At 73.6% G+C, this 13044-nt stretch carries 7 protein-coding genes and 2 pseudogenes; all 9 read left to right on the plus strand.

Features of this window, described 5'->3' with window-relative positions:
- The first annotated feature begins 4 nt into the window (after window positions 1–4).
- Entirely contained in the window at window positions 5–1270 is a 1266-nt protein-coding gene (locus tag LN251_RS08225; RefSeq protein WP_458243815.1) for a 6-phospho-beta-glucosidase, read from the plus strand.
- Entirely contained in the window at window positions 1261–2232 is a 972-nt protein-coding gene (locus tag LN251_RS08230) for an N-acetylglucosamine kinase (RefSeq protein WP_458243816.1), read from the plus strand. Before LN251_RS08225 ends, LN251_RS08230 begins: the two co-directional genes overlap by 10 nt.
- Before the next feature lie 216 nt (window positions 2233–2448).
- The gene (locus tag LN251_RS08235) at window positions 2449–3894 is read left to right on the plus strand and encodes a hypothetical protein (protein WP_458243817.1); all 1446 of its coding nucleotides are present in this window, start codon (window positions 2449–2451) and stop codon (window positions 3892–3894) included.
- An 80-nt stretch (window positions 3895–3974) separates the two neighbouring features.
- Entirely contained in the window at window positions 3975–4952 is a 978-nt protein-coding gene (locus tag LN251_RS08240) for a glutamate ABC transporter substrate-binding protein (protein WP_458244151.1), read from the plus strand.
- 55 nt (window positions 4953–5007) lie between these two features.
- Window positions 5008–6336, plus strand: coding sequence for a hypothetical protein (locus tag LN251_RS08245; RefSeq protein WP_458243818.1), 1329 nt, complete (start codon window positions 5008–5010; stop codon window positions 6334–6336).
- On the plus strand, window positions 6333–8825 hold the full coding sequence (locus LN251_RS08250; RefSeq protein ID WP_458243819.1) for a tetratricopeptide repeat protein: 2493 nt from the start codon (window positions 6333–6335) through the stop codon (window positions 8823–8825). Before LN251_RS08245 ends, LN251_RS08250 begins: the two co-directional genes overlap by 4 nt.
- Before the next feature lie 3 nt (window positions 8826–8828).
- The gene (locus LN251_RS08255; protein ID WP_458243820.1) at window positions 8829–10121 is read left to right on the plus strand and encodes a PP2C family serine/threonine-protein phosphatase; all 1293 of its coding nucleotides are present in this window, start codon (window positions 8829–8831) and stop codon (window positions 10119–10121) included.
- Window positions 10122–10218: 97 nt separating this feature from the next.
- Window positions 10219–11564, plus strand: a pseudogene (locus LN251_RS08260) (vWA domain-containing protein).
- A 55-nt stretch (window positions 11565–11619) separates the two neighbouring features.
- Window positions 11620–13042: pseudogene (locus LN251_RS08265) on the plus strand (FHA domain-containing protein).
- Window positions 13043–13044 lie beyond the last annotated feature (2 nt).

The raw sequence follows: 13044 nt of genomic DNA on the forward strand, positions 1-13044 counted from the left end.
CCACATGAAACTCACCGTGGTCGGCGGAGGGTCGACCTACACCCCCGAACTCATCGACGGGTTCGCCCGCCTGCGCGACACCCTGCCGATCGAGGAGCTGGTCCTGGTCGACCCGGCCGCCGAGCGCCTGGAACTCGTCGGCGGCCTCGCCCGCCGCATCTTCGCCCGGCAGGGGCACGACGGCCGCATCGTCACCACCTCCGACCTGGACGCGGGTGTCGAGGGCGCGGACGCGGTCCTGCTGCAACTGCGGGTCGGCGGACAGGCGGCACGTCAGCAGGACGAGACCTGGCCGCTGGAGTGCGGCTGCGTGGGCCAGGAGACCACCGGCGCCGGCGGCCTGGCGAAGGCACTGCGCACGGTCCCGGTCGTCCTCGACATCGCCGAACGGGTCCGCCGCACCAATCCGGACGCCTGGATCATCGACTTCACCAACCCGGTCGGCATCGTCACCCGCGCCCTGCTGCAGGCCGGCCACAAGGCGGTCGGCCTGTGCAACGTGGCGATCGGCTTCCAGCGCAAGTTCGCGAACCTGCTCGGCGTGACGCCCGCCGACATCCACCTGGAGCACGTCGGCCTCAACCACCTCACCTGGGAGACCGGCGTACGGCTCGGCGGCCCGGAGGGCGAGAACGCGCTGCCCGCGCTGCTGGCCGAGCACGGCGACGCCATCGCCGCCGACCTGCACCTGCCGCGCGCACTCCTGGACCGCCTCGGCGTGGTCCCCTCCTACTACCTGCGCTACTACTACGCGCACGACGAGGTCGTGGAGGAACTGCGTACCAAACCCTCCCGCGCCGCCGAAGTGGCGGAGATGGAACGGCAGTTGCTGACGATGTACGGCGACCCGGAGCTGACCGAGAAGCCGGCGCTGCTGGCGAAGCGGGGCGGCGCCTACTACTCGGAGGCGGCCGTGGACCTCGCGGCCGGACTGCTCGGCGGCGGCGGGTCGCCGTACCAGGTGGTGAACACCCTCAACCGCGGCACGCTGCCCTTCCTGCCCGACGACGCGGTGATCGAGGTGCAGGCGGCGGTCGGCCCGAAGGGGCCCACCCCGCTGCCCGTCCCCGAGGTCGACCCGCTGTACGCCGGGCTCACGGCGAACGTCACGGCCTACGAGGACCTGGCGCTGGAGGCGGCCCTGCGGGGCGGCCGGGACCGGGTGTTCCGGGCCCTGCTCGCCCACCCGCTCGTCGGCCAGTACGCCTACGCCGACGCCCTCACCGACCGACTCGTCGCACACAACCGGGAGCATCTCGCGTGGGCATGACCGCACGTGTCCTCGCCGTCGACGCGGGCAACAGCAAGACCGACGTCGCCGTCGTGGCGGCCGACGGCACCGTCCTCGCCACGGCCCGCGGCGGCGGGTTCCGGCCGCCGGTGACCGGCGTGGAGGCGGCCGTGGACGCCGTCGCCGCGGCGGTGGACCGAGCCTTCACCGCCTGCGGGGTGACGTCCGTCGAGCATGTCTCCGCCTGCCTCGCCAACGCCGACTTCCCCGTGGAGGAGGAGCAGTTGGCGGCCGCGCTGCACGCGCGCGGCTGGGGCGCGTCGGTGGAGGTCCGCAACGACACCTTCGCGATCCTCAGGGCCGGCGTCACCGAGCCGCGCGGGGTCGCCGTCGTCTGCGGTGCCGGCATCAACTGCGTCGGCATGCGCCCCGACGGCCGCACCGCCCGCTTCCCGGCGCTCGGCCGCATCTCCGGCGACTGGGGCGGCGGCTGGGGGCTGGCGGAGGAGGCGCTGTGGCACGCGGCGCGCGCCGAGGACGGGCGGGGCGAGCCGACGGCTCTCGCGCGCACGCTGCCCGCCCACTTCGGCCTCACCTCCATGCTCGCCCTCATCGAGGCCCTGCACCTGGAGACGGTGGCACCCGCCCGCCGGCACGAACTGACGCCGGTCCTCTTCGCCACCGCCGCCGACGGCGATCCGGTCGCCCGCGCGATCGTCGACCGGCTCGCGGACGAGGTCGTCACCATGGCGACGGTCGCCCTCACCCGCCTCGACCTGCTGGAGGAGGAGACTCCGGTCCTGCTGGGCGGCGGCGTACTGGCCGCCCGGCACCCGCAGTTGAACGACGGCATCCGCGACCTGCTCGCGGTCCGCGCCCCGAAGGCGGTGCCCCGGGTGGTGACGGCGAGTCCGGTGCTGGGGGCGGCACTGCTGGGGCTGGACAAGGCCGGAGCGACAGCCGAGGCGCACGAGCGGGTACGGGCCCACTTCGAGCGCTGACCTGGCGGGAACCGAACTGATTCCGGCGGCGTATTCATGGGCAGGGGGTGGTGCGGGACTCCGAGTCGCGCGCCGGTGCCGTGTCCTCCGGGGGGCGACCCCCGGGCCCCCGGGGCAACAGCACTGCGATCCGATCAAGATCCAGTGAAGACCGGTGCGCATGTCGGTCCCGGCGGCGATACTGGCGGCGACGGATGGCCATGGGGGAGGTCAACAGTGACAACACCGCCGAAGAGCAGTACGGCGCCACCGGGTTCCGGCGTGCCCACCCTGCCCGCCGTACCACCGCAGCCCGCGTCCGCCGCGCCGCCGGGGCCGGCCCCCGCGCCGGAGCCCGCCCCCGCGCGCCGCACGGCCTTCGCCGAGGGCGCCGACCGGCTGCGCGCGGCCGCCACGACAGAGCCGGGGCGGCTGCGCATCATCGGCGCCCTGCTCGCCCTCCTCGTCGTCGCCTTCGGCGCGGTCGCCGCCTGGCAGATGACGGACCGGGCGAGCGCCGCGGACGACGTCCTCAACAGCAGCCAGCCGCTCAGCTCCGACGCGGCCGAGATCTACGCCTCCCTCGCCGACGCCAACACGGCCGCGGCCAGCGGCTATCTCGCCGGCCCGCAGGAGAAGCCCTCCGTACGGCAGCGCTACCAGCGCGACATCGACACCGCGGCGGCCAAGCTGGTCACGGCCGCCGCCAGCTCCAAGGCCGGGTCGCAGTCGGCGCGGACCATCGCCGACCTCAACAAGCTGCTGCCGGCGTACCAGGGCCTGGTGGAGACGGCCCGCGCCAACAACCGGCAGGGCTACCCGGTGGGCGGCGCCTATCTGCGCGCCGCGAACGAGACGATGCAGCTGCAGATGCTGCCGAAGGCCGAGGCGCTGTACCAGCGGGAGAACCAGCGGCTGAACTCCGACTACGCGGACGCCAAGGCCTTCCCGTGGGCCGCGGTCTGCCTCGGTGTCGCCGCCCTGGCCGCGCTGGCCTGGTCCCAGCGGCGCAACTACCTGCGCACCAACCGGGTCCTCAACCACGGCCTGGTCACGGCCTCGGCCGCCTCCGTGGTGGTGCTGCTCTGGCTGGTCGTCGGCCACACCGTCGCCCGCGCCGGCCTGAACGACTCCTACGACCACGGCGTCCGCTCGCTGAACGTCCTGCACGACGCCCGCATCGCGTCCCTGACGGCCCGCAGCGACGAGAACCTCAGCCTGATCCGCCGCGGCGCCGACACCACCGTGGTCGACGACAAGCCCAAGGACACCTACGCCGTCGGGTACGACACCCAGATCGCGAAGCTGGCCGGCTCCCTCACCAAGGCCGGCTCCCTCGCCGACGACGCGGCGGGCAGGAAGCCGGTGAAGGACGCCGACAGCTTCATGCGGGCGTGGAAGGACCGGCACGCCGTCGCCCAGAAGCAGAACGACCAGGGCGACTACCGGCAGGCCCGCGACAAGGTCATCGGCGTCGGCAAGGACCCCACGAGCGTGTGCTTCGACAACGTCGACGCGGCCCTGCAGACGGCGCTCGGCCACGAGAACCGCGAGTTCCGGCAGGCCGCGCGCGGCGGCCGGGACGCGCTGGACGGGCTGCCGTACGGCGCCGCCGTGCTGGCGGTCCTGGCGGCGGCCGGCGCGGTCCTGGGCATAGGCCGCAGGCTGTCGGAGTACCGGTGAGAGGGGGCGTGACGGTGAACGCACGGAGTCTGACCCGGCGTCTGCGGGCCGGCCTGCGCGGCTGGGGCGGAGTGAGTGCCATGGCTGTCGTGTGCGCCCTGGCGCTGGCCTTCGTCCTGCTGCTGCCCCGGACCCAGACGGGCGGCGCCGCAGTGGCCGGCGCGAGCCAGGGGCTCGCCCACGGCGTGCAGACCAAGGCGGACAAGAAGTGCACCGACGGCACGTACCCCCAGGACCAGAGCCTGTCGCCGTCCGGCACCAGCGCCACCCAGGAGAACGTCGACGCCATCAAGTCCCGGGGGCGTCTGATCGTCGGCGTGGACACCAACAGCTACCGCTGGGGCTACCTCAACCCCAACAACGCCAACGGAGCGCTGGAGGGCTTCGACATCGACCTCGCCCACCGGATCGCCCGCGACCTGCTCGGCGACGCGGACAAGGTCGCGTTCAAGGCGATTCCCACCAGCCGCCGGATAGACGCCATCGACGACGGCGAGGTCGACATGGTGGTGCGCACCATGACGATCACCTGCGACCGCCTGGGCAAAGTGGACTTCTCCGCGCCCTACTTCAAGACGGGCCAGCAGGTCCTCGCGCCCAAGAACTCGACGATCACCGGATACAACGCGACCCTCGCCGGCAAGAAGGTGTGCTCGGCGGACTCCTCCACGGCGCTGGAGAACCTCAGGGCGGACAAGGGCCACAAGATCCCCGCGTCCACCGACATCGGCACGGTCGTGCCCAACCAGCTCGACTGCCTGGTGAAGTTGCAGCTCGGCGAGGTCGACGCGGTCGTCACCGACGGCGCGCTCGCCGCCAGCCAGGCCGCGCAGGACCCGACGGTGGAGCTCAAGGGCGGCCTGTTCACCGACGAGTACTACGGCGTGGCGATGAAGAAGGGCTCGGAGGATCTGGTACGTCAGGTCAACCGGACCCTGGCGAACTACATCAAGGACGGCGGCTGGGCCGACTCGTACAAGACGTGGCTGCACCCCACGATGGACCAGGACAACAAGAGGTCGCCGTCGGCGACCCCTCCCGAAGCCACCTACCGGTGACCGATCATCGACTGACGGACGACTGACGGATGACGACAGCAGCGAGAGGTGATCGATGGGCGTCACGGACCCCGCCGGGCCGGTGATGGACCGGGACGAGGTGGACCGTGCGCTGGCGCGGCTCGGCGCGGAGCACGAGGCGATCGAGACCTCGCTCCTGGCCCTGCAGGACCACGCGGGCCGCAGACTCCTCGAAGGTGCCGAGCTGACCGGTGTCACCAAGGAGCGCTGGGCGTCCGCGGAGGCGTCGATCACGCTGCTGTGGGCGTACTTCGACGCCTACTCGGACGCGTTGCGCTCCGCCCGGGAGATCCGTGCCCGCCGCCGCTGGTCCAGCCGCGAGGACCTGGTGGAGCTGACGGAACTGCTGCGCGGCGAGTCCGTCACGCTGGCCGGTTCCACGACCGCCGTGGCCAACGCGCCGACCCTGCAGGGCGGTTCGGGGCGGCTGAGCGAGCAGTTCTCGCTGTCGGCACTGGTGGACCGGATGAACGACCTGTACGCGACGAGCCTGGACATGGTCGTCGCCGCCGACGCGGTGTGGTCGGCGCTGCCCGCCCGGATCGATTTACTCGCCGCGGAACTGCAGCGCACCCGCAAGCTCGCCCACTCCGTCGGCGTGCGCCCCGGCGAGCATCCGGCCGGCGACGACCTGGAGCGCATCACGCGCACGCTGACGTCCCTGCGCGAGCAGGTGGTGTCCGACCCGCTCGCCTACTGGGTCCCGGCGCAGGGCAGTTCGGCGCCCGGGGGTGGCCGTCCGGACCTGACGGTGTACGACCGTCAGGCGCGCGCCCTGGAGGACGTGCGCCGGGAGATCGACGCCGTGCTCACCGTCCGGCAGGACGCCGAGCAGCGGCTGATCCGGCTGCGGGACGTGCTCAGCCGCGCCGACCGCACGCTCGCCGAGGCGCGCACGGCGCGCGGCGAGGTCCTCGCGAAGATCGCCGCAACGGAGGTGCCGGTGGTCAGCGGCCCGCCGACCGCGCTGCAGGAGCAACTGGCGACGGCCGCCGAGTACCGCAGGCACGCCCAGTGGCACCGCCTGTCCCCGCTGCTCGAGTCGCTGGAGCAGAAGGCGGAGGACGAACTGCTGCGCGCCCGCGAGTCGTTGACCGCGGTCACCGCGCCGCTGGCGGTCCGCGCGGAGCTGCGCGGCCGTCTCGACGCCTACAAGGCGAAGGTCGCCCGGCACGGGCTCGCCGAGGACCCGTTCCTGATCGAGCGGTACGCCGCGGCCCGCCGCATGCTGTGGAGCGCGCCCTGCGACCTACGCGTCGCCGAACAGGCCGTACTGCGCTACCAGCGGGCGGCCGCCGAACTGCTCGGCGCCCCGCGGGTGCCGGAGCAGGGCGGTCCCGAAGACCGTGGGGGGGAGTCATGAGCCAGGCACAGCAGACCTGCCAGCGGCCGGACTGCGAGGGATCGTACGAGGACGTCGGCGGCGGCGAGCTGTACTGCGACACCTGCGGTCTCGCGCCGGTCGTCGCGCCGGGAGGCCCGTCCTCCGCGCGCGGCGCCACGGGCTCGGCCGGCGACAACGACGGCTCGGGCAGCGGCGGTTCCCGCCCGACCGGCCGGGGCAGCTCGCGTACGTCGTCGCAGTCGTCGAAGTCCCGGCGCTCGGTGTCGGGGCGGCTCTCGCGCTCCCTGTCGGGCCGTACCTCGGGCCGTTCGGTGTCGGTGCGCAGCTCCGGTTCCAGCTCCGGCACCAGTGGCCGCGGCCGGCTCGGCGCGGGTCTGGTGCAGGTGCCGGACGTGCCGCGGCCCGACCCGCGCGCGATGGTCCTGGAGAACCCCGAGGTGCCCGAGCGCAAGCGGTTCTGCTCGCGCTCGGACTGCGGTGCCCCGGTGGGCCGTTCGCGGGGGGAGCGGCCGGGCCGTACGGAGGGGTTCTGCACCAAGTGCGGCCACCCATACTCGTTCGTGCCGAAGCTGAAGGCCGGCGACGTGGTGCACGGCCAGTACGAGGTCGCGGGCTGTCTGGCGCACGGCGGGCTCGGCTGGGTCTACCTGGCGGTGGACAAGGCGGTGTCCGACCGGTGGGTGGTCCTCAAGGGCCTGCTGGACACCGGTGACCAGGACGCGATGGCGGCGGCGATCTCCGAGCGGCGCTTCCTCGCCGAGATCGAGCACGCCAACATCGTGCGGATCTACAACTTCGTGGAGCACCTCGACCAGCGCACCGGCTCCATGGACGGCTACATCGTCATGGAGTACGTCGGCGGCAAGTCGCTGAAGGAGATCGCCAACGACCGCCGCGCCCCGGACGGCAAGCGGGACCCGCTGCCGGTGGAGCAGGCGTGCGCCTACGGCATCGAGGCGCTGGAGGCGCTCGGCCATCTGCACAGCCGCAACCTGCTGTACTGCGACTTCAAGGTCGACAACGCCATCCAGACCGAGGACCAGCTCAAGCTCATCGACATGGGCGCGGTGCGCAGGATGGACGACGAGGAGTCGGCCATCTACGGCACGGTGGGCTACCAGGCGCCGGAGGTCGCGGAGGTCGGCCCGTCGGTGGCGAGCGACCTGTACACGGTCGCCCGCACCCTGGCGGTGCTGACCTTCGACTTCCAGGGCTACACGAACGTCTTCGTGGACTCCCTGCCGGACCCGGACAACATCGAGGTCTTCCGCGAGTACGAGTCCTTCTACCGCCTGCTGGTCCGCGCCACCGACCCCGACCCGGCCCGCCGCTTCGCCTCCGCGCAGGAGATGGGCGAGCAGCTGACCGGAGTACTGCGGGAGGTCGTGTCGCTGCAGACGGGACGGGCGCGGCCGGCGCTGTCGACCCTGTTCGGACCCGAACTGCGGGTGACGGACCCGGAGTTGTTCCCGAAGCTGCACGGCGAGGTGTCCCGGCTCGGGGCGCGGGCGGTACTGCCGCGGAAGTCGCCGGCCCGGCCGCCCGGGTCCGGCGACCCTTCTCCGGGGATCGTCAAGCCGGTCGACTCCCCCGCCGCCGCCCTCGCGCTGCCGATCCCGCGGGTCGACCCCGCCGATCCCAACGCCGGTTTCCTGGCGGGCCTGATGACGACCGCGCCGGCCGAACTGCTCGGGGCGCTCGCGGCGGCGCCCGCCCAGTCCGTCGAGACCCGGCTGCGGCAGATCAGGGCCTGGCTGGAGAACGGCGACTCCGAGGCCGCGGTCACCTCACTGGCCACCCTCGAGGACGAGGAGCCCGACGACTGGCGGGTGGTCTGGTACCGCGGTGTCGCCGCGCTCGTCACCGGCGACCAGGAGGGCGCGGCGCTCGCCTTCGACGCGATCTACGACGCCTTCCCCGGCGAGATGGCACCGAAGCTGGCGCTCGGCCTGTGCGCGGAGATGCTGGGCCAGCTGGACAACGCCGCCGAGTACTACCGGCTGGTGTGGTCGACCGACCCGAGCTATGTGAGCGCCGCCTTCGGGCTGGCCCGCGTCCAGCTCGCCGCCGGGGACCGGCCGAGTGCCGTGGCCACGCTGGAGTCGGTGCCGGAGTCGTCGATCCACTACACGGCCGCGCGCGTGGCCGCCATACGGGCGCGGCTGCGCGGGCGCACGGCGGTGCCCGGGGACGTACCGTTCCTGGAGGACCTGACGGCCGCCGCCGGGCAGGTCGAGGCGCTGGACGCGTACGGTCTGGACCCGGCGCGCCGGGAGCAGTTGTCGGCCGAGGTCCTCGGGTGCGCCCTGGACTGGATACTCTCCGGGGGCCGGGGTTCCGCGCCCGAAGGGCGGCGGACGCTGCTCGGCAGCGAGCTGGACGAGCGGGGACTCCGCTTCGGCCTGGAGCGTTCGTACCGCACGCTGGCCCGGCTGGCGCGGGGCGGCGAGGAGAGGATCGACCTGGTGGAACGAGCCAACCGTTACCGCCCCCGGACGTGGGTGTAGTTGATGTCGCAGATGCCCCAGTTGTCCGCCTGCCCGAGCTGCGAATGGCCGCTCGAGTCGGGTGACCGTTTCTGCGGTGCGTGCGGATACGACCTGTCCGCACTGCCGCCACGGCCGGACGACCACCCGACGGTCGCGCTGAACAGCCCGGTGGCGGCCCACGAGGGTACGGACCGGCCCGTCGCGCCGGAACCGGCCGGTGCGGCCGGACCGCCCGCCCCGGACGCGGGCGGTGTCCCGCTGCCGCCGCAGGCGCCGCCGACCGGTTCGCCGGTCTCCCCGGCCTCCGGTGTGCGCTTCGACCGGCCGCCGGAGCCCGAGGAGTACCCGTTGCAGGCGCCCGACCCGCGCGTCGCCGACCTCTCCGCGCCCGGCGGGGAGCCCAAGCTGTGCGTGGCCTGCCGGGCGGGCCGCGTGGACGGCGACGGCTACTGCGAGAACTGCGGGCACGCCCAGCCCCGCGAGCGCGACCACATGGAGCAGGAGTGCGGCCCGCTGGCCGCGGTCAGCGACCGCGGGCTGCGCCACCACCGCAACGAGGACGCCTTCGGCATCGGCCACACCGCCCTGCCCGACGGCACCCCGGCCTCGGTGGCGATCGTGTGCGACGGCGTCTCCTCCGCGACCCGCCCCGACGACGCCTCCCTCGCCGCCGCCCGGGCCGCGAGCGAGTCGGTGCTCGCCGCCCTGCCCCGGGGCACGCACCCCCAGCAGGCCCTGCACGACGCGATCGTCGCCGCGTCGCACGCGGTCAACGCCCTGGCCGACGAGCCCGCCACGGCCCGCGAGCACGCCCCGCACCAGAACGCGCCCGCCTGCACGATCGTCGGCGCCGTCGTCACCTCCGGCCTGCTGGTCGTCGGCTGGGTCGGCGACAGCCGCGCGTACTGGGTGCCGGTGGACCGCTCCTCGCCCCCGGCCCGGCTCACCGAGGACGACTCCTGGGCCGCGCAGATGGTCTCCGCGGGCCTGATGAACGAGGCCGAGGCCTACGCCGACGAGCGCGCCCACGCGATCACCGGCTGGCTCGGCGCGGACGCCTACGAACTGGACCCGCACACCGCCTCCTTCAAGCCGGACCGGCCGGGTGTGGTGGTGGTGTGCACCGACGGACTGTGGAACTACGCGGAGGCGGCGCAGGAGATGGCCGAGGCCGTCCCCGCGGACGCCGACCGGCACCCCCTGCACAGCGCGCGGGTGCTGGTGGGTCACGCCCTGGACGGCGGGGGCCACGACAACGTAACAGTGGCCGTCGTGCCGTTCCCGGCCGTGTCCCAGGGGGCAGGATCGGCCTGAGGCCGCATACGGGGAGGCCCCGCGGACCGGAGGGGACCGGTCCGCTTCCAGTCATCGCCTCACGGCTGTGAGGTGCGCGAGGGGGATTCGATCAGGCATGGCCAATTTCTCGAAGTCGAACGTGCCGCAGTTCTCGATGGACGTGTACCAGAACGAGTACCTGCCTGAGGGCGGCCGCGAGGTCAACGCGATCGTCACGGTGACCGCCACCGGCGGCGGCACCGTCGGCGGCGCGGTCACGGCGCCTCAGCTGTACTCGCCCGGCCAGGGCCCGTCCGCGGCCGTGGCACTCATGGTCGACTGCTCCGGCTCGATGGACTACCCGCCGACCAAGATGCGCAACGCCCGCGACGCGACGGCGGCCGCGATCGACACCCTGCGCGACGGGGTGCACTTCGCGGTGATCGGCGGCACGCACGTCGCCAAGGAGGTCTACCCCGGCGGCGGGCGCGTCGCGGTGGCCGACGCCACCACCCGGGAGCAGGCCAAGCAGGCGCTGCGCAAGCTCAGCGCGGGTGGCGGCACGGCGATCGGCACCTGGCTGCGGCTGGCCGACCGCCTGCTGTCCTCCGCCGACGTCACCATCCGGCACGGCATCCTGCTCACCGACGGCCGCAACGAGCACGAGTCGCCCGAGGACCTCAGGGCCGCCCTGGACTCCTGCGCCGGTCGGTTCACCTGTGACGCACGCGGCGTGGGCACCGACTGGGAAGTGAAAGAGGTCACAGGCATCGCCTCGGCGTTGCTCGGCACCGCCGACATCGTCGCCGACCCGGCCGGCCTCGCCGCCGACTTCACGCGGATGATGGAGACGGCGATGGGCAAGGAGGTCGGCGACGTCGCCCTCAGGCTGTGGACGCCGGTGGGCACGACCATCAAGTTCGTCAAGCAGGTCGCCCCCACCGTGGAGGAGCTCACCGACCGCCGCGGCGAGGCCGGCCCGCGCGCCGGGGACTACCCCACCGGCTCCTGGGGGACGAGTCCCGGGACTACCACGTCTGCGTGGAGGTGCCCCCGGCCGCCGTCGGCCGGGAGATGCTCGCCGCCCGCGTCTCCCTGGTCGTCCCGCGGCCCGACGGCACCGCGGAGAACCTGGGCGCCCAGGGCCTGGTCCGGGCCGTGTGGACCGACGACATGACGGCGTCGACGTCGATCAACCCGCAGGTCGCCCACTACACGGGCCAGGCCGAACTGGCCCGGGCCATCCAGCAAGGGCTCGATCTGCGCAAAGCGGGGGATTTCGATGGAGCAACGGCCAAACTGGGCAGGGCCGTTCAGCTCGCGAGCGTCTCGGGGAACGCGGATACTGCGAAACTGCTTGCGAAGGTGGTGGACGTCGTCGACGCGGCGACAGGTACTGTGCGACTGAAGGCGAAGGTCACGGAGGCCGACGAGATGACTCTCGAGACACGGTCGACAAAGACTGTTCGTGTAAAGAAGTGACCGTCAAGACTCCACGCGAAGTGACCTGAAACGAACGAAGGAGGGACGCGCCGACATGCCGACCTGCCCGAACGGACACCAGTCGGGTTCCGACGACTGGTGCGAGGTCTGCGGTCACCGCATGGCCGGTGCCGTACCTCCGCCCCCGCCCCCGCCGCCCCCGCGGGCGGTGGCTACGGCTTCCCGCCGCCGCAGGGCGCCCAGCCCGGCGGCCGCCCCCCGCACCTGTCCGCCGTGCCGGACCCGGAGCCCGAGCTGTGCCCGCAGTGCCGCACGCCCCGCGAGGGCGGTGCGCCGTTCTGCGAGGAGTGCCGGTGGAACTTCCTCACCAACACGGCGACCTCGTACACCCCGGCCGCCCCGCGCCCGCCGGCCCCCGGCCCGAACGCGCGCTACCAGCAGCCGCCCGGCCCGTCGTACGGCGGCGGTGACGCGTACGAGTACCAGGGCTCGCGCCCGTCGCAGGTGAACCGTCCCGCCGAGCCGATCCCGCCCTTCGGCGGCGAGCCCTCCGGCCCCACCCCCTTCGGCAACGACCCCCGTCCCGGCCCCCGCAGGGCTTCGGCAACGACCCGCGCCCGGGCGGCCCCTCCGGCTTCGGCAACGACCCCCGTCCCGGTGGTCCCCCCGGCTACGGCAACGACCCGCGCCCCGGTGGTCCCCCCGGCTACGGCAACGACCCGCGCCCCGGTGGTCCCCCCGGCTACGGCAACGACCCGCGCCCCGGTGGTCCCTCGAACTTCGGCCCCGACACCTCCCGCCCCGTCCCGCCCGGCCCGGCGCCGACCGCGGGCGGTCCGGGCGGTGCCGGTGGCGGCATCCCGCAGGCGTTCCAGCAGCCCGGCCCGTCCGGCCCGCCGGCCCCGCCCGCGTTCCCGCGCGAGACGCAGCGCCCGCCGCAGGGCGGTCCGTCCTTCGGCGGCAACGAGGACGACTGGGTGATCTCCCCGCCCTCGTCCGGTCCCGGCGCCCCGGGCGGTCCCGGCGGCGGCTACGGCTACCCGCAGCCCGGCTCCACCCAGGCCCCGCCGCCCGGTCAGGGCTTCCAGCAGGCACCGCCGCAGGCCGGCCCGGCGACCTGGACCGCGACGATCGGGCCGGACCGCGAGTACTTCATGGCGATGATGCAGCGCTCGGGTCCGGAGGCCGCGGGTCTGAACCTGCCCGCGTACTCGCCCGAGCAGCAGCGCACGCTCTCCGGCAACCAGATCACCATCGGCCGCCGCCGCCACTCCACCGGCGACACCCCGGACATCGACCTGTCGGTGCCGCCGGAGGACCCGGGCGTCTCGCACCAGCACGCGGTGCTGGTGCAGCAGCCGGACGGCAGCTGGGCGGTCGTCGACCAGAACTCCACGAACGGCACGACGGTCAACGGCTCCGAGGAGCCGATCCAGCCCTTCGTGCCGGTACCGCTGCAGGACGGCGACCGGGTGCACGTGGGCGCCTGGACGACGATCACCGTCCGCAGGGGCTGAGC

It is taken from the genome of Streptomyces sp. MAI_2237, assembly GCF_054189285.1.

Coding starts and splice junctions, on each gene's coding strand:
- LN251_RS08225 (WP_458243815.1), top strand. CDS start 5: ATGAAACTCACCGTGGTCGGCGGAGGGTCGACCTACACCCCCGAACTC.
- LN251_RS08250 (WP_458243819.1), top strand. CDS start 6,333: ATGAGCCAGGCACAGCAGACCTGCCAGCGGCCGGACTGCGAGGGATCG.
- LN251_RS08245 (WP_458243818.1), top strand. CDS start 5,008: ATGGGCGTCACGGACCCCGCCGGGCCGGTGATGGACCGGGACGAGGTG.
- LN251_RS08240 (WP_458244151.1), top strand. CDS start 3,975: ATGGCTGTCGTGTGCGCCCTGGCGCTGGCCTTCGTCCTGCTGCTGCCC.
- LN251_RS08255 (WP_458243820.1), top strand. CDS start 8,829: ATGTCGCAGATGCCCCAGTTGTCCGCCTGCCCGAGCTGCGAATGGCCG.